Genomic DNA, 23,847 nt, shown 5'->3' with positions numbered 1-23,847 from the left:
CCTTTTTTAATAAGGAGAGCAGCATGTCCCATCTTCGTAGCGTTATTCCCCCTTATATTCTTCGTCGTATTATCGAAAGCGGTTCCGAACCGCAGCAGCGCTATGCCCGTCAGACCTTAACCCACGTCCAGACGCTGATGGCGCATATGCCGGGCAAACCCGCCGCGCCGCACGTGAATAAAGCCGGTCAGCTTGAGCGCGATATCTACGATGCGAAACAGACCCAAGAGCTGCCGGGTACCCAGGTGCGTTACGAGGGCCAGCCGTCGAATGGCGATGTGGCCGTGGACGAGGCGTACGATTATTTGGGTATTACCCATGATTTCTTCTGGAAAGAATATCAGCGCGATTCGCTCGATAATAAGGGGCTGATTTTGACCGGCACCGTTCACTATGGCCGGGAATATCAGAACGCCTTCTGGAACGGTCAGCAGATGGTGTTTGGCGACGGTGACGGGGAGATCTTTAACCGCTTTACGATTGCCATCGACGTGGTGGCGCACGAGCTGAGCCACGGCGTCACCGAGACCGAAGCCGGGCTAATCTATTTCGAACAGTCGGGCGCGCTGAATGAGTCCCTGTCAGACGTGTTTGGTTCGCTGGTGAAACAGTACCATCTCAAGCAAACCGCCGATAAAGCAGACTGGTTGATTGGTGAAGGGCTGCTGGCCGCGGGCATTAACGGCAAAGGGCTGCGCTCCATGTCTGAACCCGGCACCGCCTACGACGATCCCCTGCTCGGCAAAGACCCGCAGCCCGCGCACATGAAAGATTTCATCAAAACGCGCGAGGATAACGGCGGCGTCCATCTTAACTCCGGCATCCCCAACCGGGCATTTTACCTGGCCGCGACGGCGATCGGCGGTTACGCCTGGGAAAAAGCCGGTTATGCATGGTACGACACGGTTTGCGATCGCAATCTGGCGCAGGATGCGGATTTTGATGCCTTTGCAAAACTGACGATAGCGCACGGAGAGAAACGCTCCGGTAGCGACGTTGGGGCGGCGATAAAACAGGCCTGGGAACAGGTGGGAGTGCTGTAAATGCAGGTTCCGGAACTGACGGATGACGCCGTGGTTGAGCTGGCCCGGGAAGGCGGCGTCGCTTTTATTCCTAAGCTGAGCGGCCAGCGTACCATCGCGCTCTCCTCGCTTAATGAGGCCCAGCGCCAGCGCCTGGTGAGCATCCTTGAGCAGGCCTTTCCACGCGGTCAGCCGCCGGGTCAGACGTCGTCACCCGGCAGCGGTGACCAGCGCTATTTCCGTATCCAGATTATCTGGACCGGCCAAAATCAGGCGCACTACGCCGATATCATCGTGCTGGTACCCGAGCAGGAAGCGCCCGAGTCGCTGGTCGAGTTGTGGAAAAAAGGCGAAGACTGCGTGTGCGATTAATCTTCGGCCGGAACAAACTCCACGCGCTTTTTAGAAATTAAGCCGTGGCCGTTCTGGCAGAAATAGTCCACCGCCCCGCAGGCCTTTAAGACCTGGAGTGGCTGATGGCACTCCGGGCAGCGGGCTTCGAGCGCAATATCTTTATTACAGCTGTCGCAGTGCGCCGCCCCGTTCAGGGGTTCAAGCTGTGCCTGGCAATCCGGGCAGGTAATGGTCATGGTGTCTCCTTCAGGGCGTTCAGGTCTGCGATAATTTTACCACGTCTTCAGTGCGGGCCACGCAACTGTTGCTGCAAGGTCAGCAGCAGCGCCACCTCATCGATCCTGCGGCGCGTTGTGCGGCTCACCTCCTGCGGATCGCGCTCAAACAGACTGTTTGCGCCAAGAATATGACCGGCAAGACAGCGTTCGTAGATCGTGCCGGGGATATGCCAGCGCTGAGTATTCTTACCTTTAACTAGCTCCAGCACATCTTCCGCGCCGCGTCGGTCGTAGTTGATAATGCGGCCGTCGCGTAAATAGAGACGCAGGCCCTTTTGCCCGCCCGCGGGTCCCGCGTATTTATTAAGCCAGATATCCACCGGCACGCCGCTGATGGTTCCCTGCAAGTGCGCCTCGCCTTCCGCGGTGGTCAGGTCACCCTTTGCGATATCGTGGCCCAGGCGGTCTTTAGCCGTTACCACCTGCAGCGTCATATCGTCCTGACCGCCCAGATAGCGCAGCGTTTCACGCAGCATCGCCAGCACGTGCGTTCCGATATCCAGAATCACGCCGTCCGGGTGGCGAAGCGTTCTGGTATCCGGTTCTCCGGTCGCGAAATTGAGCGCGATGGGTTCCCCTGCGGCGTTATATCCGCTCGGCTCCTGCAAAAAACCTTCGATTCTGGCAATGTCAGATACATGGCCGACCAGCGACCGCTTCACCGTTTCGATGCGCGCCATCCAGTGGTCGAGCGCCAGCACGCGGGACGCCACGCCGGGCGTTGCCAGCAGCGCGTTGAGTTTTTCGATTTGAGGAAGCGTGGCGACAATCGGTTTTTCAATCACAATCCGCGGAACCGGCGAGGCAATCGCCAGCTCAAGGGCCTCAAGGTGGTGCAGCGATGCGGTGGTAATAAAAAGGGTATCCAGCGGGGTGGCTAAAAGCGCCGCAAGCGAGACGCAGCGCGTAACGCCTTCAGGGTACTTTGCGGGGAGAACATCAAAGCCGAAACAACGAACAGCGCCATCGAACAGATTACGTAGTGCGGGCAGATACGCTGTTTCCACTACCGCACCAAGACCAACAAATCCTAACTGCATGGTTTCACCTCAGGAAGTACAGTGCCGGGGCATAACGCCTGCCCCGGCACACTGAGGTTTATGAGGCGCTAGCTGCCGGTTTAGTTTGTGCATTTTCCAGCATGCGGCGCACCGGAACAATGAGGACGATCAGCACTGCGGCACAAATCAGCAGCGCGATGGAGCAGCGCGCGAAGAGATCCGGCAGCATATCCAGCTGGTCGGCCTTCACGTGACCGCCAATCAGGCCCGCCGCCAGGTTACCCAGCGCGCTGGCGCAGAACCACAGCCCCATCATCTGGCCGCGCATTCTCTCCGGCGCCAGCAGGGTCATGGTCGCCAGACCGATCGGGCTCAGGCACAGCTCACCCAGCGTCAGCATCAAGATACTGCCCACCAGCCAGAACGGCGATACGCCCGCCCCGCCGTTGCTCAGCACGTTCTGTGCCGCCAGCATCATCAGGCCAAAGCCCGCTGCCGCACACAGAATACCGATAACAAACTTGGTGATGCTGCTCGGGCGAATGTTCATGCTCGCGAGCTTTGGCCATGCCCAGCTGAACACCGGGGCCAGCAGGATGATGAACAGGGCGTTGATCGACTGGAACCATACCGCCGGAATTTCAAAATCACCGATCATGCGGTTAGTGTAGTCGTTGGCAAACAGGTTGAACGAGGTTGGCTTCTGCTCAAACGCGGACCAGAAGAACGCGGCGGAGACCAGCAGAATAAAGCAGACCAGCAGCCTGGCGCGCTCTTTACGGTTCAGGCCCGCGAAGATGAACAGGTAGATGAAGTAGAGGGCAACGGACGCCGCAATTACGTAGACCAGCACGCTGGCTACCGCGACCGGGTTAATGACAATCACGCCCTGCGCGATCAGCGTCACGAGCGTTGCCACGCCTGCCGCCAGCGCCAGCAGCCAGACGCCCACGCCGTTGCGCTTCACCACCGGGCTGTTCCATGTGGAGTCCAGACCGACTTCGCTGTCGTAGCGCTTCATCGCCGGAACCGCAAACACGCGGAAGATAATCAGCGCCACCAGCATCCCGATGCCGCCAATACCAAAGCCCCAGTGCCAGCCGTGGGTTTTTATCAGCCAGCCGGAAATCAGCGGGGCGATGAACGAGCCCATATTAATGCCCATGTAGAACAGCGAGAAACCGCCGTCACGACGTGCATCGCCTTTTTTATACAGGGTGCCGACCATTACCGAGATACAGGTTTTGAACAGGCCAGAGCCGAGCACGATGAACATCAGGCCGATAAAGAACAGGTTGTTGCCCATGATGGCCGACAGCGCAATCGACAGGTGGCCGAGCGCGATCAGAATCGAACCGTACCAGACGGCTCTCTGCTGGCCGAGCCAGTTATCCGCCAGCCAGCCGCCCGGCAGCGCGGCCAGGTACATGGTGCCGGCAAAAATACCGACAATCGCCGAGGCGTTTTCGCGCGCCAGCCCCATCCCGCCGTCATAGACGGTGGCGGCCATAAAAAGGATCAGCAGCGGGCGAATGCCGTAGAACGAGAAACGCTCCCACATCTCGGTAAAGAACAGCGAACCGAGCGGATAAGGATGGCCGAAGAAGGTTCGGCTCTCTTTTTGATTAACAGAGGATTGCATAATTCTCCCGAAAGGTATGTGTCGTGCTTGTAAACACCAGCAGGTACGCCGGCCAGTTACGTATCTGACCGATTTTTTACATGCGGCGAAAAGTTAGTTAACCATTTGATAACCAGTCGCTAGTTTTGTCTAGTACCGGACCAGGGACTTTAAGATGAAAATTCGACGATTGTCTACTTTTCTGGATTTAAAGATGGTTGGGAGTGAATAGTGATTGACTTCACACAGTGTTAGTCATTGCTGTGAAAGCGCGAAAAAAAACAGCGGCAGGCAAGGGTTTTAATGGGTTCAGCTAAGGATATTTGCTTTTGTAGTATGAATAGCAAACAAACCATTAATTTATTGTAATAAAAGAATTTTTCACACATGGAAATTTCTTTGTGTACACCCATTTGCCCACGCAAAACAAAAGTGCCTATCTCTTTTGTACAATCAACGAGCATTACCCAATCCTACGCATAACCGTAGTTCGTGCGGTCCGGATACATTCCCACCAGCAGTCTAAAATTCTCGAAGATACTTTCAAACGGTGAAAAGCATGTTCTGTTGGTTCTCTTCCCTCTCGTTCTTCCCTTTCCGTATAACTGACTTGACGTTTTCGCTTTACCAGAAACTTTGTAGCTTCAACCTCAAATGCACAAAATCAAACGCACATAAAAAAGCCCCTTCCGAGGCTTGATGCTCAAGATTCTTTAAAGCCAGGTTTACCATTGGCTTTACGCCACTGCTTGACCTCTTTGACAATTCCTTCAGGACTATTATCCTGTCCATCCTGTGGGTAATAAATCAGATCAGAGCCATCAGGATGCTCGCTTACTTTTTCAAACTCCAAAAGATTATTAATATCATCTTCTTCGGTTTCTCCGTCAGCCATGCATATTTTGCGAACTAAATCTAAAAATTCTTGTTCTGTATAATCACAAAAGCTTTTCTTCTCACTCATCTTTTTTCCTACTTTTCCAGGTGCAGTTCTATATGACGCTTAGGTGTTGTGATGCTCATATTGTCGACATTATAAACCTCTCCACCCTGTGCTATGGGCCTTACATGGTGTATTTCAAATTTACCTCGCCTCCCTACCCAACCACTCCTACAGGGCACTGGCGCTTTCCCTTTTTGTAAATTGGCTAAATTATGGGTATTAAATTGTCTGGACAATTCAGGATCTCGTGCCACCTCCTGCCAGAAAGCCTCTCTGAAGCGGTCAAAATTGGTAAATGACCTTCCACGCAGTCTGTCAGCTATCTGCTCTGGAATTGGAGAACCATCCCCCTTATCAGCATCAGACAGCCATACGCCACTTACTTTTTTCCCTTTGCCCGTGACTTGTCCGGGATTGTGCCTCAGATAAATATAAATCGGCGGCAGGTCAGGGAACGGCAGGATCAGAATGTAATCCGCGAAACGCTTTTCCTCTGGCGCCGGGCTGGTGGTCGCCGTTATGCCTGTGTTATCCGGCAGCGGGTCAACAACAACCGGGTTCGGCAGCACCGGACGCGCCTGGTTGCCGGTATTCCAGGGTTTATTCTCGTCTGTCCGGTCAGGCGTCCACACAATGGTGATGTGCGGTTCTTCTTCCGTGGTGAAGGTGTACGCCTGCGCGCTGCTGTCATACTCCATTTTTCTGACGCGAACACTGTCCCGGCCGGGTGGCGTATGCCAGCCACGCGGGACCGCGTTCCCGCTGCTGTCGTTCTCCCACGTATAGCGCACCCGGCTCGGGGCTTCACGCATCTGCTCCAGGCGCATACGGTCGATAAAATCCTGTTCGCCGTCGTTCAGCCTTCCGGGCATCATTCCCACCAGCAGCCCGGCCACGGATGCACCCGCTCCGGCGGCGGCTGTCTCACCCAGCCCGGCGGCACCACGTACCGCCCAGGTGCCGTAGGTCAGCGCCCTGCCGCTTATCAGCTCCAGCAGGCTTGCGCCTGCCGTGGCCGTCTGTGCACGTGAAGCTGCAGCTGCGGCAGCAACGGCGGCCTGATAATCCATCTCCTCATGGTTGCCGTTCCACCAGCGATACAGGGCGCTGCGCTTTTTCGGTTTGGGGATATCGTCTGGCTTTTTCTTTTTTGCGGTCCGGGCGTGCTGCGGGGTGTCTGAATCGGTTGCAGGGTCGCTGGCGGGCATGGCCTGAAAAAAAGCCATATCAGCAAAATTGGTATGAGGCTCGCGCTGGTCACCGGCATCATTACACCCCTCACCGCGCAGGCAGGATTTTGCGAATACCCGGTTACGTTCCCTTTCCTCCGCCCTGCGTTTTTCTTCGGCTTGCTTTTCTGCAACCAGCCTGGCAGCGTGTTCTTCCCTGGCAACCTCAACCGGGTCCCGTCCCCGTCCCAGCCACTGACCTGCCGGAGCAATCACCCGGTTCGAACCCGGAGGGCAATCACAGTGTACTTTTGAACCGTGAACGGCTGCGGGCACCCCGTGAAATGTCACGCGTTCTTCACCTGATACTATGACGCCCTGTTTCCCGCATTTGGGACAGGGTGTGGTTTTATCACCTACCCTGAGTATTCTGCGGCCAAATTCGGTGCTGTCCGTTATAGACGCAATACACCTGGCACCGGTAGTCGTTTTATCATTCTCAAGCGCCTGCCCCCGACCATAATTATCGGTACGGTATCCCATGCGTTACGCTCCGGTAACTGTCAGAAAATCCGCCCCGGATGCGATCCCATTACGCGTTACCAGATAAGTGTGCCTTTGCAGGATACTGATAATTTCATCGCCGTTATTAAGCACGCTCCCATCCAGCGCAACGCCAGCCCCCTTGCAAAAGCTGGCCTTTCCGGCACTGGTGGTTATGGCGGCTGTGCTGCCGTCAGGATAGGCTACGATTTCCCCGCGGCGGGTTATGCTCCCTTCCATTGCTATGCGCCAGATATCATTTGCGGGATGCTTCCGTACCAAAACCCTTCCCTCTGCAAGTATCGCGCGTGCTTCATCGTCCATTGCGATAATTTCTTCCGCTGTAAATAGCGACTTTTCCTGCTGGGCTTTTATTTCTGGCGTTAATTCATTGGTGCATTGCTGATCCATATAAACGCCCTTAATTCCAGTTAATTAAAAAACTAAATAATTCTACTACGGATAAGGGTTTATCATTTTCGAACAGCATTTTTGGTTCATATCGAATATTCAAATAAATCACTGATAAAAATAATTGCTGTGAATATTAATATGTAATTTCCAGCGGTGTCTGAATGACGCTTTACGCTATTAAGTATCATCTGGCAGTCTTTGCGGTGTACCGCTGCCACAGCGCGCCTCCACCGCTTCTTTCGTTATGACCGTGCTAAAAATAGATCCTGTTTTAATTATGAAAAAAAACCCGCATGGTTAGCGGGTTTTGATAATGCATCAAACTTTGTGAGGCTTGATGAAGGTTATTTGCTTTTCTTAATGTGCTTAATCAAACGCTTACGCTTACGCATCTGGTTCGGCGTCAGGGTGTTGCGCTTGTTGGCGAACGGGTTTTCCCCTTCCTTAAACTGGATACGAATAGGCGTGCCCATCACGTCCAGCGATTTACGGAAGTAGTTCATCAGGTAGCGCTTGTAGGAATCCGGCAGGTCTTTCACCTGGTTGCCGTGAATCACCACGATTGGCGGGTTATAGCCACCGGCGTGGGCATATTTCAGCTTCACGCGACGACCGCGCACCAGCGGCGGTTGGTGATCTTCTGCAGCCATATTCATGATACGGGTCAGCATGGCGGTGCTCTGACGACGGGTGGAGCTGTCGTAGGCTTCACGCACGGATTCGAACAGGTTACCGACGCCGCTGCCGTGCAGCGCTGAGATAAAGTGCACGCGGGCAAAGTCGATAAAGCCCAGACGGAAGTCCAGGGTCTCTTTCACCTGCTCGCGCACTTCATTGCTCAGGCCATCCCACTTGTTGACGACGATGACCAGTGAGCGCCCACTATTGAGGATAAAGCCGAGCAGAGAGAGATCCTGATCGGAGATACCTTCGCGCGCGTCGATGACCAGCAGCACCACGTTGGCATCTTCAATCGCCTGCAGGGTTTTGATAACGGAGAATTTTTCCACCACGTCGGTGATTTTTCCGCGCTTACGTACACCGGCGGTGTCGATGAGGACATACTCACGTTCATCACGCTGCATTGGGATGTAGATGCTGTCACGCGTAGTGCCCGGCATGTCGTAAACCACCACGCGCTCTTCACCCAGAATACGGTTAGTAAGCGTAGACTTACCTACGTTTGGACGACCGACGATAGCCAGCTTGATCGGCAGATCCTGCGGGTTGAAGTCATCCTCAGGCTCTTCTTCTTCGCCCTCTTCACCGTCTTCGAACTGCGCCCAGTATGCGGCGTCTTCGTCCACCTCTTCCGGCGGGTTCACTTCGTCCACCCACGGCAGCAGAACGGTTTCCAGCAGGCTGGTCACACCGCGACCATGCGATGCCGCAATCGGGTGGATATCCCCCATGCCCAGAGACCAGAAGTCCGCGATAGCCTGATCGGCATCGATGCCGTCAGTTTTGTTCGCCACCAGGAAAGTTGGCTTTTCGCGAGAACGCAGGTGCTTAGCGATTGCGGAGTCCGCCGGCATCAGGCCAGCGCGCGCATCCACCATGAACAGTACGACATCCGCTTCTTCAATCGCCAGCAAGGACTGTTCCGCCATGCGGGTTTCAACGCCGTCTTCTGTGCCATCAATACCGCCGGTATCAATACAGATGAACTCGCGTCCTTCCACCTCTGCACGACCGTACTTACGGTCACGCGTCAGCCCCGGGAAATCCGCAACCAGCGCATCACGGGTGCGTGTTAAACGGTTAAAAAGAGTGGATTTTCCAACGTTAGGGCGCCCGACAAGCGCGACCACAGGTACCATGTTTGAAGCCTCATAAAATTCAAATAAACGTCGCATTCGCGGCGTTTTTAAAAATGTCAAAACGGCTCCTGAGTGAACAGGAGCCGTTTAGTATACTACAACCGCCGGGTAATTAACGCGTGATCGCGTACAGCGTGCCGTCTTTTGCCTGAATCAGCAGTTTGCCGTCAGCCACAACCGGGTCGGTCAGGAAGCCTGAACCGTCCACTTTCTGCTGCGCCACGAAGCGGCCATTCTCTGGATCAACCCAGTGCATATAGCCTTCGCTGTCGCCAACCACCAGGCTACCGTTGTACAGCACTGGCGCGGTCAGCAGACGGTGCAGCAGATCGCTTTGCGTCCACAGCGTCACGCCGCCTTCGGTGCTCAGCGCCAGCAGGCGATCGTTCTGGTCAACCATATAGATGCGGTTACCGTCAACGATGAAATCATTCACAGAGCCCAGCTCACGTTTCCACATGATCTGGCCGCTGCGCAGGTCCAGCGCGGTCAGGTTGCCGTTATAGGCCAGGGCGTAAACCACACCGTCAACGATAACCGGGGTAGTGTCTACGTCGCTCAGGCGGTCGATTTCCGTTGAGCCAGTGGCCTGCGAGATACGCTGCTGCCAGATCATCTGGCCCTGCTGCATCAGCACGGCACTCACGCGACCGTTGTCACCGCCCACAATGGCAGCACCAAATGCGGTTGCAGGTGCGGATTCACCGCGCAGTGAGAGCGCAGGCATATCTAGGTTAACGGTCCATTTCACCAGACCGTCCGCTTCGTTCAGCGCCTGCAGCTGGCCGTTGCTGGTATGGATCAGCACCAGCCCGTCGCTCACGACCGGACGTGACAAGGATTCACCGGCTACAGCGGTCTGCCATGCAACAGAACCATCGCTGGCATTCAGCGCGTAAACCTGCGCTTTTTCGCTGCCCACGTAGACATGCCCACCGGAAACGGTCAGGCCGCCAGACAGCAGTGCAGGTTTACGGGAGAACCAGCCGTCTTTTTCCGCCAGGTTAACGGACCACACTTCTTTCCCGTCATCGGCGTTCACCGCTTTCACGGTACCTTTGCGGTCAGCGGCATAGACAACGCTGTCTGCATACGCAGGATGAAGGTTGGAATAGAAATCACCAATCCCACTGCCCACGGAGACATCCCACGCGGTGGATGGGGTAAACTGGTTTTCAACCGTCGGCAGTGGGGACATTTTCACAACGTCTTCTTCGCCACTGAACAGTGAACAACCACTTAATAACGTAACAGAAAGCAGTCCTGGCAGAAGTAATTTACGCAATTGCATCGGGTCCCTCTCAGACGGACAAATTATTTATTTTCATCTGCATCATTTCGCTCAGCGCAGGTGACGCTTTGCTCTCTACGCCAGCTTGCCACGCTTTACGCGCGCCCGCTTTGTCACCTTTGCTCAGCAGTGCTTCACCGCGCAGATCGGCAACGATGGCAGCAAAACCTTCGCCTTTGATGGTATCGAGCGTTTTCAGCGCGTCGTCAGCTTTTTTCTGCTGAACCTGAATACGTGCCAGGCGCAAATTGATCACCGCTTTCAGGTTTTCATCGCTGGCAGCAGCAAGGCCCTGAGACAGCTGAGCAGCGGCTTTATCCAGTTCGTTTTTATCAACGTACTGCTGAGCCACTTCCAGCGCTGCCAGTGCACCGTAGGTGTTTTTGTTGTCAGCGGCAAATTTCTCTGCCGCAGCCAGCGTTTGCGGCTGGTCGGCACGAATCGCGCTAACGGTATTTTCATAGGACAGGGACGCGCCGCGCGCGGAATCCGCCTGATGGTTGTTCCAGTAACGCCAGCCCACCAGCGCACCCACACCTAAAATAACCCCAACAACCAGCGCTTTGCCGTTTTCAGCAAAGAAGCGTTTAATCGCGTCGACCTGATCGTGTTCGTTCTCGTACATTTCCACGCCGTCTTTCTCCTTAGCCCAATAGAGTGCGCAAGTGCGCCGCAACGCCGTCCTGCGTTACCGTTGTCTGCTCACCAGAGCGCAGGTCTTTTACTACCACTTCGCCGTTAGCCACTTCGGACTCGCCCAGCACCAGTGCAATACTTGCGCCCCACTTATCGGCACGAGCAAACTGTTTTTTGAAGTTGCCGCCGCCATGGTTGGTCATCAGCTTAACGCCCGGCAGCGCATCGCGCACGCGTTCGGCAAGCTGCATCGCCGCAGACTGCGTTTCCGCGCCTGAAGCCACCAGGTATATATCGACAACGGAATCTGCTTTAAATTCCGGATTAACTGCCTGCACCAGCAAAACAAGTCGCTCAAGACCCATCGCGAAGCCAACCGCAGGCGCGGCACGGCCACCCAGTTGCTCAACCAGACCGTCATAACGGCCGCCGGCACACACGGTGCCCTGAGAACCGAGGCTGGTGGTTACCCACTCAAACACGGTGCGGTTGTAGTAGTCCAGACCGCGCACCAGACGCTGGTTCACGGTGTAGGCAATGCCCGCCGCTTCGAGCAGCTTGCACAGGCCGGTAAAGTGTTCGCGAGACTCGTCGTCCAGGTAGTCACCCAGCGCAGGGGCATCGTTCAGCAGCGCCTGAACATCAGGGTTTTTGGAATCCAGCACGCGCAGCGGGTTGCTGTACATGCGACGTTTGCAGTCTTCGTCCAGCTTCTCTTTATGCTGCTCCAGGAACGCCACCAGCGCATCGCGGTAGTTAGCGCGCGCTTCCAGAGAACCGATTGAGTTCAGTTCCAGCGAAACGTGCTCAGAGATACCGAGGGCGCGCCACCAGCGAGCGGTCAGCATAATCAGTTCGGCATCGATGTCCGGGCCCTGCAGGCCAAAAACTTCCACACCCAGCTGGTTAAACTGGCGATAACGACCTTTCTGCGGACGTTCGTGGCGGAACATCGGGCCGATATACCACAGGCGCTGCTCCTGATTGTACAGAAGACCATGTTCGATGCCGGCGCGTACGCAGCCCGCCGTACCTTCCGGACGCAGGGTCAGGCTGTCGCCGTTGCGGTCCTCAAAGGTGTACATCTCTTTTTCAACCACGTCGGTCACTTCACCGATCGCGCGTTTGAATAACGGGGTCTGCTCTACAATCGGCAAACGGATTTCGCTGTAACCGTAGCTGCCGAGCACCTGCTTCAGCGTGCCTTCAATGCGCTGCCAGATGGCGGTTTCGCCAGGCAGGTAATCGTTCATGCCGCGGATGGCTTGAATGTTTTTTGCCACGTTTATTCTCTTTCTATATACAAAAAAAACCCAAAGAATGGGTTCAATCATACATGGGAAGCGGCACGCTTCCCATCACGTTATTTTTCAACCTGCTGAACGCTGATACGCTGTGTCTCGTCCATCATCGCGGCTTTGGCGCGGATGCGGGCTTCAAGCTGGTCAATCATGTCGCTATTATCCAGACGATCTTTACGAACGCCATCTTCATAGAGACCACTTTTCTTGTTACCGCCGGTTACGCCCAGGGTTGAGACCAGCGCTTCACCCGGACCATTCACGACACAGCCGATGATGGAGACGTCCATCGGGGTGATGATGTCTTCCAGACGCTGCTCCAGGGCATTCACCGTGCCGATCACGTCAAATTCCTGACGCGAACAGGTTGGGCAGGCAATGAAGTTGATCCCACGCGAGCGGATACGCAGCGATTTCAGAATATCGAAACCGACCTTGATCTCTTCTACCGGATCCGCCGCCAGCGAGACGCGCAGGGTGTCGCCGATCCCTTCGGAGAGCAGCAGGCCCAGGCCGATCGCAGACTTCACCGAACCGCTACGCAGGCCGCCCGCTTCGGTGATCCCGAGATGCAGAGGCTGGTCGATCTGTTTTGCCAGCAGGCGATACGATTCAACGGCCAGGAAAACGTCAGAGGCTTTTACGCTGACCTTGAACTGATCGAAGTTAAGACGATCCAGATGATCGACGTGACGCATGGCGGATTCGAGCAGCGCCTGCGGCGTTGGCTCGCCATACTTTTCCTGCAGATCTTTTTCCAGAGAGCCGGCGTTCACGCCGATACGGATTGGAATGTTTTTGTCGCGGGCGCAGTCAACCACCATGCGAATGCGTTCTTCATTGCCGATGTTGCCCGGGTTAATACGCAGGCAATCAACGCCGTATTCAGCAACTTTCAGCGCGATACGGTAGTCGAAGTGGATATCTGCAACCAGCGGCACGCTGACCTGCTGTTTGATCAGCTTGAACGCCTCAGCGGCATCCATCGTGGGCACTGAGACGCGGACAATGTCCGCGCCTACACGCTCTAATGCTTTGATTTGGTTGACCGTTGCTTCCACATCCGTGGTGCGCGTATTGGTCATCGACTGGACGGCGATAGGTGCCCCATCGCCGACTGGCACATTCCCAACGTAAATCCGTTTCGATTTTCTACGTTGAATCGGAGCCTGGTTATGCATGAAAAATCTCCCGCGTTGCCCGTCTGTTACTGTGCTGCTGATTGTTCGGCATTAACGGTAAGACGTGCAACCTGGTTAGTTCTGATAAAGCGGCTCAGGTCGACAGGTTTTCCTTGATACTGGATCTGTACCGCTGCCGGAGCGCCGATTTTAAGTTTGTAAGGTGCCTGACCCGTTAGGTTTAACGTGCCATCTTTCCGCTGCAGGCCGCTGAACAGTTTTTTACCTGTCGCGTCAGTCACTTCCAGCCAACAGTCAGCCGTAAAGTTCATCACCAGCGCGTTTGGATCGGCGGCTGGCGCGGCGGTTGCCGCCGGGTCGGTCGGCAGGGACGCCGCGGCGTTGTTCGCCGGCTGAGTCGCTGCAGGGGCGTTCGCCGCAGTATCGACATTTGCCTGAGAAGGGGCGACGACCGCGTTTTGATCCTGAGCCTGAGGCGCAGCGGTGTTCGCCGTTGCGGCCGGAGCCTGTGCTGCATCGGTTGCCGGAGCCGTTGTTTGCGGCTCGCTTGAGGCCGCCGCACCGTCGGTGTTCAGCGGAACGCTCTGGGCACCACCATTGCTCGCCTGATTGAGTTCAGCGGAGGATTGATCGGCCATAGTGGTGATCTCTTCCTGCTGCGCCTTGTGGTTTTGCCACCACCATGCGCCAGTCAGGCCGACAACAACAAACAGCACCAGCCAGGTAAAGCTCATCAGCCAGCCATCACGTTTTTTACGACGTTTCCCCAGGGAGAAAGTTTGCATCGGGGCAACTTTTGCTGCACGAACCGGTGCCTGCTTCTCCATCATTGGCAGTAATTCGTTTTCGGGGATGTGCACCAGTTTTGCGTAAGAGCGGATATAGCCGCGCAGAAATGTTGAAGCCAGATCGGCAGGCGCCTTATCTTCTTCAATATCGCGAACCGTGGAAACTTTCAGGCACAAGCGTTCTGCAACAGCTTGCTGGCTGAGTCCGAGTTGTTCACGGGCGTTGCGAAGACGAACGCCAGTGGAGAGTGCTTCATGTTGGTCGTGAGTGGCTTCAGTATTCATTCGCTACAACTACTGGTACGTGAAAAAAAGGGTTCAGGTGCCGGTGAGTCACAATGCCGCCCGCACCGCGAAACTTCAGGTCAGTTAACCTTGAACAGACAGTATAAGACTGTCAGCCGGTAGATGACAGTGCAGCTCTGCCCGCGTGGCTAAACTGTTGTTACGTCGTTACATACTGCCCGAAACTCATATGAAACGCACCGTAATTATTAATCAAACGTCACGAATCTGACTGATTATTCAGTCAGATTATGCATCACAGCGTAGATAATGCGCCGTGATGCATAATAATCAAACAGCTTTAACCGCAATGGTCTCGCCCTGCATGCGTTTACGCAGGGTACGTTTGGTACGGTCAATGACGTCACCGGCCAACTGTCCGCATGCAGCATCAATATCATCACCGCGGGTTTTACGCACGATGGTGGTGAAACCATACTCCATCAGCACCTTGGAGAAACGGTCGATACGGCTGTTCGAGCTACGGCCATACGGCGCGCCCGGGAACGGGTTCCATGGGATTAGGTTGATTTTGCATGGCGTATCCTTCAGCAGTTCAGCCAGCTGATGAGCGTGCTCAGTACCGTCGTTGACGTGGTCCAGCATCACGTACTCGATGGTGACGCGGCCCTGGTTTGCGTTGGATTTCTCCAGGTAGCGACGCACGGCAGCGAGGAAGGTTTCGATATTGTACTTTTTGTTAATCGGTACAATTTCGTCACGAATTTCATCGTTTGGCGCGTGCAGGGAGATAGCCAGCGCAACGTCAATCATGTCGCCGAGCTTATCCAGCGCAGGCACAACGCCTGAGGTAGACAGCGTCACGCGGCGCTTGGACAGGCCAAAACCGAAGTCATCCAGCATGATTTCCATCGCCGGCACCACGTTGGTCAGGTTCAGCAGCGGTTCGCCCATTCCCATCATTACCACGTTGGTGATAGGACGCGTGCCGGTCACTTTTGCTGCACCCACGATTTTCGCGGCGCGCCAGACCTGACCGATGATTTCAGACACGCGAAGGTTACGGTTAAAACCTTGCTGAGCCGTAGAGCAGAATTTGCACTCCAGCGCACAGCCCACCTGAGAAGAGACGCACAGCGTGGCACGATCGTCTTCCGGGATGTAGACGGTTTCAACGCGCTGATCGCCTACGGCAATCGCCCATTTGATGGTGCCGTCTGCCGAGCGCTGCTCTTCCACCACTTCCGGCGCGCGGATTTCAGCCACTTCTTTGAGCTTGTTGCGCAGCACTTTGTTGATGTCGGTCATCTCATCAAAGTTGTCGCTGCAGTAGTGGTACATCCATTTCATTACCTGATCGGCACGAAACGGCTTCTCACCCATATCTTTAAAGAACTCGCGCATCTGCTGACGGTTCAGGTCCAGCAGGTTAATTTTTCCATTTTTATTGGGAACCGCAGGAATGGCGACTTCGGAGGTATTCACTAGTTCAGACATAATTTTTTTCCGGCCTCGTTGTTACACGTTGTGGCCCGTGGAGGGTTGAATAGAAACGCCCCGGAAAGCGGTCTGCTCGTCCGGGGCGTTGCATTGTACAAAGTCTGGCGCAGGGATGCCACGTTTGCACGCGGCATTTACGAAATTATTAGCGAGTGCGCGGGCACACTTCGCCTTCAGCGAAGAAGAACGCGATTTCGCGCGCGGCAGACTCAACGGAGTCGGAACCGTGGGTGCCGTTCTCGGTGAAGCTGTCCGCGTAGTCAGCGCGCAGGGTACCTGCCAGCGCGTTGTCCGGGTTGGTTGCACCCAGCAGATCGCGGTGACGCTGTACTGCGTTTTCGCCTTCCAGCACGGAGACCACGATTGGACCGGAGGTCATGAACTCCACCAGGCCGTCAAAGAATGGACGACCTTCGTGCTCAGCGTAGAAACCGCGAGCCTGCTCAACGGTCAGGTGCAGCATTTTGGTGCCAACGATCTTAAACCCTGCTGATTCAAAGCGAGCGAAGATGCTGCCAATAACGTTTTTTGCCACCGCGTTTGGTTTGATGATGGAAAAAGTACGTTCAATAGCCATTGATAACCTCTGTAAAATGTTCTGTTGTTTTGCATACCTGAGTATGGTGTGGCGCGGATTATAAAGAGCAATAGCGCCATTGCCTATGGTTCTGCATAACATTTTTTTAAAATGAGACGAAGATTAGCAACAGGCAGGATTTCGCATACCGTGTTGATGGCGTAAACAGAGCGGGCACTGCTTTTCATCAGGCGTAAATGACCAGAACTGGCGCTGGCACGTCAGGCAAACTGCTTTATATGCGGGAGTGGCCACGTTTTTTGCCGGTCCATCTGTTTCTGCGACGTTTATCGCCTCGTGCTGACATACTGCCTCACAGCCACCGCAGCCGGTACAGCGCCCGGTCTCCACCACCAGCGCGGCGTTCTCAAACCGAATCGCGTTTTCCGGGCAGCTTCGCCAGCACGCACCGCACAGCACGCACTTATTAATATCGAGTGCGATATCTGACTCGCTAAACGTCGAGAATGCCCTGCGCAGCTCCCGCGGCCCCGGGGAAACGCGACAGGCTTTTACATCCTCGCGGGGAACGTGCATCAGCGCACGGCGAGCGATATTCACCTCGCCGATCGGTATGAGCTTAAACCCCCACTCCGCTTCACCACGGCGACGAAGCGCAAGATTAAGCCGGGCAAGCGCCAGCAGCCAGTCAGGGTATTGCTCTGCGTCGATACTGATAAAACGAACCTGGCGTTGCGCGTGCCACAGCAGCAGTTCATTCATCCCAGGTGCGCGTTCAGTAAAAGGCCCAACAAGGGTATCTCCACGCAGAAATCGCTTTCGCGGCGCGATGCCGGTAATGGCCCCGGAGGGGCAGACGAACAGGCAGTCACCGCATTCAATACAGCGATTTTCATCAACCGAGACGCCGGTTTCCGTAAAAGAAAAAGCCTGCGCTGGACAAACGTCCGCGCAGGCGCAGCAGGAAGCGTGGCGAAAACGGCGACGGACGCACGCATGCGTCACGTCCATCGCCGGGGCAAACGTCAATCTGCCCATCAGCCAATACTGAAGAAAACGAAGCGCAGCATCAACTCACCCACAATCAGCAAGGCGCTGCCCAGCAGCAGCGTGCCGCGCGCCGCTTTCAGGCCGCCCGCAGCAAAGCAGAACATACCTGCAACGGACACGCACCAGCTCAGCAGATGTACCGCGCGCAGCTGTTCGAGCATCCGTAGCGGTGCGTGAGGGAACGTCACCACGGTATTGTCCATGACAGTGATGTCTGCCAGCCAGACGGGCTGCATCACCAGACGCACAAGCACCACCAGCGTGATAATGACAACCGCCGCACGCAGGGTAGTCTGGGAACGCATCCCAACTGCCATGCAGGCTGAACCGATGATACCCACCGAGCCGATAAACAGTACCAGCGTGTTAATGTGCTGCCAGGTCACCACGGACGCGTGCATGTAGATTTGTGCCATGCAGAACACGTCCACCAGCCCGACAAGACCCGCCACGGCCAAAAGCAGCTTCCAGCCTGGCTTATTGGAAAACATCAGCAGCACGGCGAGGCCAAGCGCCGCCAGGTAAAGGCTGGCAAAGATAATCTCACGGCTCAGCCACGAGCTGGAGACGTGGCGTAGCGCGTTCAGGGCGTTGAGCGGATAGCCCATATGCAGCGCTGAGGCGAGCAGCCCCAGGCTCGCCAGCACAAACGCCCCAGCGGCAGGCAGCAGCGCGCTACGCGGTGTAGTATGCGCTCCCCCGAACGCCAGCCAGAGCGTCACGCCAACCGATCCCTGCAGGAACAGCGTAAAAATCAGCAGCGGTAACTCATGCATGACGTTTCCCCTCTTTCTCTGCGCCCTGATGCGCTTTGATCACCAGGTTTGGTTTTGTAATCGAGGAATCAGGCAAGCCCCTCACATCGCATACAGCACCATATTTCGCCCGAAGTTCATCAATAGGCCCAAATTTGATCGCCTCAAGCGGACAGGTTGCCACGCAGACGGGCTGCTCGCCCTTCGCCTGCAGATCCACGCAAAAATCGCATTTGGACATCTGCCCGGTCTGCTCGTTGAGCTGTGGCGCGCCGTAAGGGCAAGACCACGCGCAGTAGCCGCAGCCAACGCACTTGTCCGTATCGACGCGCACGATGCCGTCGCCCGGACGCTTGTGCATTGCGGTGGTCGGACAGTTTTTGGTGCAGATCGGGTCCGCACAGTGGTTACAGGAAATAGAGAGCGTGTAGGCAAAAACATTGTTGCTAACGCCGCCCTGCCCGGTTGGGATGAAATTCCCGCCGTTGACTTCGTATACGCGACGGAAACGACGTCCGACCTCAAGGTTGTTTTTGTCTTTGCATGCCACCTGGCATGCCTTGCAGCCCGAGCAGCGGGAAGAGTCAATATAGAAACCCAGCTGTTTATCGCTCACCGGCGCGTAGTGTTTAAACTGACTCATGCTTTAGCTACCTCCACCAGCATGGTTTGATGGGAATTCCCTTTCGCAAGCGCGGTAATACGGGCAGAGCTGAGCACGTTCGCGCAGCCGCCTTTATCGACGCCCTGTTCGTCCGGCTGCCACCAGGCGCCTGCCTGCATGGCAACAACGGCCGGAATGATGCGCGGCGTGACTTCAGCCGGAATTTCACAAATGCCGCGCGCGTTATGAATGCGCACGGTATCCCCCTGGGAAATGCCGCGCTTTTGCGCGTCCTGCGGGTTGATCCACAGCTTTTGCTGCTGCGCCTCAATCAGCCACGGGTTGGCGTACTGGGTTGAGTTAGCACGGTTTTTCCCTTTCCAGGTGATCAGCTGCAGCGGGAAGGTTTTCGCCAGTTCGTCTTCCGGCCCTTCGTGGGCGGGCACGTAGTGCGACAGCGCCGGAATCTCCGGGTGCTGCATGTCGTACAGACGCTTCGAGAAGATCTCAATTTTCCCTGAGGGCGTCGGGAACGGATGATTTTGCGGATCGCGAATATTGTCTTCAAAAGCGACGAACGGCGCGCTTTTGAAAAGATGCTGGCGCGTCTTTTGTAACGTCGCGAAGTCCGGCAGGTTTTCATCTGGCATGGAGAGCCGCGTCTGCTCCCAGATGTGCTCAATCCACGCTTTTTCGTCACGGCCCTCGCTGAATGCAGGTTCGACGCCAAGCTTAGCAGCAACTTCCCGCAGCCAGTCGTAGTCTGAACGGCGTTCGAATTCAGGTTCAATCAGCTTTTCCGACAGGATCAGATAGCTTGCCGTGCCCCAGGTTTCGCCGATATTCCAGCGTTCCATAAAGCTGGTTTCCGGCAGGAGAAGATCGGCGTATCGGGCGCTCGGCGTCATAAACAGATCGCTTGCCACGATAAACTCGATTTTCGACTCGTCTTCCAGCACGCGCGTCGCCTGATGCAGATCCGGGTTCTGGTTAGCCAGATAATTTCCCGCCAGCGAGAAGAGGATGCGGATATTGCTGTCCAGCTTCTCTGCATCCTTCAGGCCGTCTTCCGCCGTTACCTTAGAAGCATCATCGGCGGCCTGCACCCAGTTCATCACCGATATTTTGGCTTTTACCGGGTTATCCGGCATCTCCGGCCCGGCAGCAAATTTACGATTAGCGCAGCCGCCATAGCCTGCCGCCCAGCCGCCCTTCACCCCAACGTTACCCGTCAGCGTTGCCAGTAACGTCGAGCCGCGCGCGGTGCGCTCGCCGCAGTTATGGCGCTGCGGTCCCCAGCCCTGGATCAGCGCGGCGGGTTTGGTGGTTGCGTAGTCGCGCGCCAGCTGACGAATGGTCTGCGCAGGCACGTGCGTGATTTTCTCTGCCCACTCGGGCGTTTTCGCCACACCATCTTTTGCGCCGCTCAGATAAGCCATCAGGGATTCATTGGCCGGAACGCCTTCCGGCATGGATGCTTCGTCAAAGCCCAGGGTATAGCGCTGGATGAAGTCGCGATCGTGCAGGTTCTCCGTGACAATCGTGTACATCATCGCGTCCATCAGGGCGTTGTCTGTTGTGGGAAGCAGCGGGATCCACTGGTCGGCAAGAGAGGAAACCGTATCGGAATAGCGCGGATCGACAACGATAAAGCGCGTGCCGTTTTGCTTCATCTTCTGATAGAAGTAGTTGCTGTGACCAAAGATCGTTTCCGTCGGGTTATGTCCCCAGAGAATGACCAGTTTGGTGTCCAGCAGCGTGTCCAGAGAGCTGCCGCTGGCGGCGGTGCCGTAGGTATACGGCGTGGCTGCCGCCGTGTTGCCCATACTGACCGAGTGATAGCTTTCGAGATAGCCGCCGGTTAAGTTGAGCAGACGACGAACCATTTTATCGCCGGAAAACGTTCCGCCGGATACCGCAGTGCCCACATGCACATAGCGTGAGGCAGCGCCGTATTTTTGTGTAATCGTTTTTAATTGATTCGCAATAAGCGTGGTGGCTTCATCCCAGGTAATACGCTCGAATTTTCCTTCGCCACGTTTACCCACGCGTTTCATTGGATATTTAAGCCGATCGGGATGATAAACAAATTTCCGATAAGCGCGGCCACGAACGCAGGCGCGCATAACAGGCATTTGAGGATCCAGTTCATTATCCGGACGCGTTGAAATTCTTGTGACTACGCCCTCACTGACGTGAGCGCGAATATCACATTTACCGCCGCAGTCAAACGTGCTGCAGGTTTGCACCACTTTTTCTTCAGGCGTCGCGTGTGTTGCCGCCGTACTCTGTGCCTGTGCTTTACCTGTTGTCGCTACAAAAGGAAGGGCGGCGAGCGCCGACCCTGCCTGAATAAAATGACGCCGGGATAGCGCGGGAATAAGCCCCTCTCCCTGATTTTTATTTTTCTTCATTGCTCGTTCCTTAAAATAAAAACGCATTCTCGTTTTTTTTCAGGAACGAATATTGATAATTATCAAACTAACTCTTCGGGGGTAACACTTAACGGTCTAATTCAAAATTCACCGTCGCCGTTTGTCCTGAGTCATCCATTACAAGTAATTGATATTCGCCAGGCAAATATAATTTTAATGAATGAGTATTATTGCGGCCTTCTAACGGTTCTCCATTTAAAAACCACCAGCGCCCACCTTCTCCTCCAGTCGTAATAACAGATAGCGTCACGTTCCCTTCACCAGGGAGTCGCTTAATAACAGCCCCCTCTCTGATACCCGAAATCATAAGCGGTGCCGCATTGTTATTATCCAGCGGCGGGCAGAGCGTCGATCTCGCAGGAAGACGCACAGCCCTTTTTTCCGCTGCGGGCAGCCACGGCTCCAGCGGCAGCGGCCAGACGTCGAGAACTTTTTCTGTGGCATCAGGGCAATCTGCCGCCACACGCTTGCCCGTTTTATCCAGCCAGACCGGGAAACGAATGCCGCGAATGCCTTCCTGTTCCGGCAGCAGCAGCGTGGGTGGTTCACTCCCTTCGAGCAGCCAGGTCGAAAGACGACGCCGACAGTTTTCACTGCCTTCCGGCAGCGACTGGCCGCCCGGCCAGCAGATCACGCTCCGCCCAACGCTTTCCGGGCGCGGATCGCGCGGCAGGCGGGCCTCGTCTATTGTCGAGCGTGACTGAAGCAGGTTATTCACCTGGTTTAATAGCGGAACCGCGCTGGCAAAACCAAACTGCCCCGCTACCGGCGTGCCGTCAGGTCGCCCTGTCCAGATACCTATTACATACCGGGCATTCAGACCGATGGCCCAGGCATCGCGGTAGCCATAGCTGGTGCCCGTTTTCCACGCCAGCGGCGCAATTTGCGGCAGCGCACTGTCCGGCAGCGGCTGCGCTTCATTCGCCAGAATACGGCGAATAATCCACGCCGAACCTGGCGATAACAGCGGGCGTTCAGTTAGCGGGTCGCCCGGCTGTAAGCGCAGCCGGCCCGCCTTGCCATGCCTTGCAAAGGCGCTGTACGCGGCGGCGATATCCGCCAGCCTCGCACCTGCGCCACCCAGGATCAGCGACAGATTCGGCTGCGCTCCGGCAGGCAGGATCAGCGGCAGGCCTGCGTTACTCAGCATCCCGGCAAACCGTTTGGGACCGTAGGCTTCCAGCACCTGGACGGCTGGCAGGTTGAGCGAGCGCACCAGCGCTTCACTCATGCTGACCGGCCCGTGGAACCCGCTGTCAAAATTTCCCGGGCGATAATCACCGGTTTTTCTGGGCACGTCCTGAAGCAGCGAGGCGGGATGGATCAGGCCATCATCCAGCGCCATACCGTAGATAAACGGTTTCAATACCGATCCCGGGGATCGGATCGCGTTAACCATATCCACATGGCTGAAACGCGTGTCATCGTTGATATCCACCGAGCCGACCCAGCCGCGCACCTTCATGTCGGTATGATCGACCACGATCATCGCCAGCGAACTGCGTGCCGGCAGGCGGGATTTCCAGTTCATCGCCAGCTCTTCCAGCTGCCGTTGCAGTCCGGCATCCAGCGTAGTGACAATCTTTGTGTCGCGGCTTTTGCCGAGCATCATGCGTGCAAAGAGCGGCGCCAGCTGCGGCATCTGCCGGGGAGCCAGCCATACCGGCTCTTCACGGGACTCTTTCACCTGCTTTGCTGACCAGACGCCCTGAATCATCATGCGATCGAGCACTTTGTTGCGTGCCGCTTCGGCCCGCTCGGGCCAGCGATCCGGGCGCAGACGGCTGGGTGCCTGCGGCAGTACCGCCAGCAACGCCGCGTCGGAGTAGCTCAGCTGCGACGGGGGTTTCCCAAGGTAGGTCCAGCTTGCTGCTCCCACGCCCTGCAGCGTGCCGCCAAACGGAGCACGATTGAGATAGAGCGTAAGAATGTCACGCTTAGAGAGGTGCCATTCCAGCTGCATCGCCCGCCAGAGCTGACGAATTTTGCCGCCAAAGGTGCGCGGATGCGGATCCAGCAGGCGTGCCACCTGCATGGTAAGCGTGCTTCCTCCCGAAACCACTCTTCCGGAGCTGAGATCCTGCCAGGCGGCGCGCAGGACAGAGAGCGGGTTTACGCCCGGATGCTCCCAGAACCAGCGATCTTCGTACTGGATCAGAGCCTCAAGATAACGGGGAGAAACCTCTTCAATGGTCACCGGGTAGCGCCAGATGCCTTCGCTGTCGGCAAAACGCCAGAGCGGCGCGCCCTTCTCGTCCACCACAACTCGTGCGGGGTTAACCTCTTTCAGAGGCAGCGGCCACAGGCGGTCGGCGGCGACAATCAGCCCCCCTAAAACGAGAAGCGCTCCCGCCAGCCAAAGCCAGCGGGAGCGTGTCAGACGCGCTATCAACATA

General features: G+C 55.9%; 21 protein-coding genes. 2 read left to right on the top strand and 19 right to left on the bottom strand.

What is annotated here, in order from left to right; translation table 11 throughout:
- Positions 1 to 23 precede the first annotated feature (23 nt).
- Both INF77_RS08915 and INF77_RS08910 read left to right on the top strand, forming a co-directional pair.
- Positions 24 to 1,043, top strand: a complete 1,020-nt coding sequence (locus tag INF77_RS08915) for a M4 family metallopeptidase (RefSeq protein WP_028014052.1) — start codon at positions 24 to 26, stop codon at positions 1,041 to 1,043.
- Positions 1,044 to 1,394, top strand: a complete 351-nt coding sequence (locus INF77_RS08910; protein ID WP_028014053.1) for a protealysin inhibitor emfourin — start codon at positions 1,044 to 1,046, stop codon at positions 1,392 to 1,394.
- On the opposite strand, the gene INF77_RS08905 is transcribed toward INF77_RS08910, so the two are convergent.
- The 19 genes from INF77_RS08905 to pbpC form a co-directional block, all read right to left on the bottom strand.
- The gene (locus tag INF77_RS08905; RefSeq protein WP_028014054.1) at positions 1,391 to 1,612 is read right to left on the bottom strand and encodes a zinc ribbon domain-containing protein; all 222 of its coding nucleotides are present in this window, start codon (positions 1,610 to 1,612) and stop codon (positions 1,391 to 1,393) included. The two genes, INF77_RS08910 and INF77_RS08905, sit on opposite strands and share 4 nt — an antisense overlap.
- Positions 1,613 to 1,659: 47 nt before the next feature.
- Positions 1,660 to 2,694 carry an oxidoreductase gene (locus INF77_RS08900; RefSeq protein WP_136343631.1) on the bottom strand — a complete coding sequence of 345 codons (1,035 nt, stop codon included), beginning with the start codon at positions 2,692 to 2,694 and terminating at the stop codon, positions 1,660 to 1,662.
- A gap of 58 nt (positions 2,695 to 2,752) precedes the next feature.
- Entirely contained in the window at positions 2,753 to 4,297 is a 1,545-nt protein-coding gene (locus INF77_RS08895; protein ID WP_041908728.1) for a peptide MFS transporter, read from the bottom strand.
- 682 nt (positions 4,298 to 4,979) lie between these two features.
- Positions 4,980 to 5,240 (bottom strand): bacteriocin immunity protein, encoded by a 261-nt coding sequence (locus INF77_RS08890; protein WP_063437001.1) that lies wholly within the window; start codon positions 5,238 to 5,240, stop codon positions 4,980 to 4,982.
- An 8-nt stretch (positions 5,241 to 5,248) separates the two neighbouring features.
- Positions 5,249 to 6,931 (bottom strand): S-type pyocin domain-containing protein, encoded by a 1,683-nt coding sequence (locus INF77_RS08885; protein WP_193532639.1) that lies wholly within the window; start codon positions 6,929 to 6,931, stop codon positions 5,249 to 5,251.
- 3 nt (positions 6,932 to 6,934) lie between these two features.
- Positions 6,935 to 7,342: a hypothetical protein gene (locus INF77_RS08880; RefSeq protein WP_193532638.1), complete on the bottom strand. Its 408-nt coding sequence runs from the start codon at positions 7,340 to 7,342 to the stop codon at positions 6,935 to 6,937.
- A gap of 347 nt (positions 7,343 to 7,689) precedes the next feature.
- Positions 7,690 to 9,165, bottom strand: a complete 1,476-nt coding sequence (gene der / locus INF77_RS08875) for a ribosome biogenesis GTPase Der (protein WP_028014057.1) — start codon at positions 9,163 to 9,165, stop codon at positions 7,690 to 7,692.
- Between the two features lie 112 nt (positions 9,166 to 9,277).
- Positions 9,278 to 10,456, bottom strand: a complete 1,179-nt coding sequence (gene bamB / locus INF77_RS08870; RefSeq protein WP_028014058.1) for an outer membrane protein assembly factor BamB — start codon at positions 10,454 to 10,456, stop codon at positions 9,278 to 9,280.
- Positions 10,457 to 10,466: 10 nt separating this feature from the next.
- Positions 10,467 to 11,087: a YfgM family protein gene (locus INF77_RS08865; RefSeq protein WP_028014059.1), complete on the bottom strand. Its 621-nt coding sequence runs from the start codon at positions 11,085 to 11,087 to the stop codon at positions 10,467 to 10,469.
- Between the two features lie 13 nt (positions 11,088 to 11,100).
- Positions 11,101 to 12,375 (bottom strand): histidine--tRNA ligase, encoded by a 1,275-nt coding sequence (gene hisS / locus INF77_RS08860; RefSeq protein ID WP_028014060.1) that lies wholly within the window; start codon positions 12,373 to 12,375, stop codon positions 11,101 to 11,103.
- Between the two features lie 80 nt (positions 12,376 to 12,455).
- A complete protein-coding gene (gene ispG / locus INF77_RS08855) occupies positions 12,456 to 13,574 on the bottom strand; it encodes a flavodoxin-dependent (E)-4-hydroxy-3-methylbut-2-enyl-diphosphate synthase (RefSeq protein ID WP_025757688.1) in 1,119 nt (372 codons plus the stop codon).
- Between the two features lie 26 nt (positions 13,575 to 13,600).
- Positions 13,601 to 14,608, bottom strand: a complete 1,008-nt coding sequence (rodZ, locus tag INF77_RS08850) for a cytoskeleton protein RodZ (RefSeq protein WP_126345901.1) — start codon at positions 14,606 to 14,608, stop codon at positions 13,601 to 13,603.
- Between the two features lie 291 nt (positions 14,609 to 14,899).
- Entirely contained in the window at positions 14,900 to 16,066 is a 1,167-nt protein-coding gene (locus tag INF77_RS08845; RefSeq protein ID WP_028014062.1) for a bifunctional tRNA (adenosine(37)-C2)-methyltransferase TrmG/ribosomal RNA large subunit methyltransferase RlmN, read from the bottom strand.
- Positions 16,067 to 16,214: 148 nt separating this feature from the next.
- On the bottom strand, positions 16,215 to 16,646 hold the full coding sequence (ndk, locus tag INF77_RS08840; RefSeq protein ID WP_003860625.1) for a nucleoside-diphosphate kinase: 432 nt from the start codon (positions 16,644 to 16,646) through the stop codon (positions 16,215 to 16,217).
- 123 nt (positions 16,647 to 16,769) lie between these two features.
- Positions 16,770 to 17,645 carry a 4Fe-4S dicluster domain-containing protein gene (locus tag INF77_RS08835; RefSeq protein ID WP_193532637.1) on the bottom strand — a complete coding sequence of 292 codons (876 nt, stop codon included), beginning with the start codon at positions 17,643 to 17,645 and terminating at the stop codon, positions 16,770 to 16,772.
- Positions 17,645 to 18,433: a DmsC/YnfH family molybdoenzyme membrane anchor subunit gene (locus INF77_RS08830; RefSeq protein WP_048960060.1), complete on the bottom strand. Its 789-nt coding sequence runs from the start codon at positions 18,431 to 18,433 to the stop codon at positions 17,645 to 17,647. The genes INF77_RS08835 and INF77_RS08830 overlap by 1 nt, the downstream gene beginning before the upstream one ends.
- A complete protein-coding gene (locus INF77_RS08825; protein ID WP_048960059.1) occupies positions 18,426 to 19,055 on the bottom strand; it encodes a DMSO/selenate family reductase complex B subunit in 630 nt (209 codons plus the stop codon). The genes INF77_RS08830 and INF77_RS08825 overlap by 8 nt, the downstream gene beginning before the upstream one ends.
- The gene (locus INF77_RS08820; RefSeq protein WP_305047239.1) at positions 19,052 to 21,430 is read right to left on the bottom strand and encodes a DMSO/selenate family reductase complex A subunit; all 2,379 of its coding nucleotides are present in this window, start codon (positions 21,428 to 21,430) and stop codon (positions 19,052 to 19,054) included. The genes INF77_RS08825 and INF77_RS08820 overlap by 4 nt, the downstream gene beginning before the upstream one ends.
- Before the next feature lie 88 nt (positions 21,431 to 21,518).
- Positions 21,519 to 23,846 (bottom strand): peptidoglycan glycosyltransferase PbpC, encoded by a 2,328-nt coding sequence (pbpC, locus tag INF77_RS08815; protein ID WP_193532635.1) that lies wholly within the window; start codon positions 23,844 to 23,846, stop codon positions 21,519 to 21,521.
- Between the last annotated feature and the right edge of the window lies 1 nt (position 23,847).

The sequence above is a fragment of the Enterobacter cloacae complex sp. P1B genome, assembly GCF_014982345.1.
In the GTDB taxonomy this organism is placed as follows: domain Bacteria; phylum Pseudomonadota; class Gammaproteobacteria; order Enterobacterales; family Enterobacteriaceae; genus Enterobacter; species Enterobacter bugandensis.
Note: the sequence above shows the minus strand (reverse complement) of the source record. Positions and strands in the feature narration are given on the sequence as shown.

Coding starts and splice junctions, on each gene's coding strand:
- INF77_RS08915 (WP_028014052.1), top strand. CDS start 24: ATGTCCCATCTTCGTAGCGTTATTCCCCCTTATATTCTTCGTCGTATT.
- INF77_RS08910 (WP_028014053.1), top strand. CDS start 1,044: ATGCAGGTTCCGGAACTGACGGATGACGCCGTGGTTGAGCTGGCCCGG.
- INF77_RS08905 (WP_028014054.1), bottom strand. CDS start 1,612: ATGACCATTACCTGCCCGGATTGCCAGGCACAGCTTGAACCCCTGAAC.
- INF77_RS08900 (WP_136343631.1), bottom strand. CDS start 2,694: ATGCAGTTAGGATTTGTTGGTCTTGGTGCGGTAGTGGAAACAGCGTAT.
- INF77_RS08895 (WP_041908728.1), bottom strand. CDS start 4,297: ATGCAATCCTCTGTTAATCAAAAAGAGAGCCGAACCTTCTTCGGCCAT.
- INF77_RS08890 (WP_063437001.1), bottom strand. CDS start 5,240: ATGAGTGAGAAGAAAAGCTTTTGTGATTATACAGAACAAGAATTTTTA.
- INF77_RS08885 (WP_193532639.1), bottom strand. CDS start 6,931: ATGGGATACCGTACCGATAATTATGGTCGGGGGCAGGCGCTTGAGAAT.
- INF77_RS08880 (WP_193532638.1), bottom strand. CDS start 7,342: ATGGATCAGCAATGCACCAATGAATTAACGCCAGAAATAAAAGCCCAG.
- der (WP_028014057.1), bottom strand. CDS start 9,165: ATGGTACCTGTGGTCGCGCTTGTCGGGCGCCCTAACGTTGGAAAATCC.
- bamB (WP_028014058.1), bottom strand. CDS start 10,456: ATGCAATTGCGTAAATTACTTCTGCCAGGACTGCTTTCTGTTACGTTA.
- ispG (WP_025757688.1), bottom strand. CDS start 13,574: ATGCATAACCAGGCTCCGATTCAACGTAGAAAATCGAAACGGATTTAC.
- rodZ (WP_126345901.1), bottom strand. CDS start 14,608: ATGAATACTGAAGCCACTCACGACCAACATGAAGCACTCTCCACTGGC.
- INF77_RS08845 (WP_028014062.1), bottom strand. CDS start 16,066: ATGTCTGAACTAGTGAATACCTCCGAAGTCGCCATTCCTGCGGTTCCC.
- ndk (WP_003860625.1), bottom strand. CDS start 16,646: ATGGCTATTGAACGTACTTTTTCCATCATCAAACCAAACGCGGTGGCA.
- INF77_RS08835 (WP_193532637.1), bottom strand. CDS start 17,645: ATGGGCAGATTGACGTTTGCCCCGGCGATGGACGTGACGCATGCGTGC.
- INF77_RS08830 (WP_048960060.1), bottom strand. CDS start 18,433: ATGCATGAGTTACCGCTGCTGATTTTTACGCTGTTCCTGCAGGGATCG.
- INF77_RS08825 (WP_048960059.1), bottom strand. CDS start 19,055: ATGAGTCAGTTTAAACACTACGCGCCGGTGAGCGATAAACAGCTGGGT.
- INF77_RS08820 (WP_305047239.1), bottom strand. CDS start 21,430: ATGAAGAAAAATAAAAATCAGGGAGAGGGGCTTATTCCCGCGCTATCC.
- pbpC (WP_193532635.1), bottom strand. CDS start 23,846: ATGTTGATAGCGCGTCTGACACGCTCCCGCTGGCTTTGGCTGGCGGGA.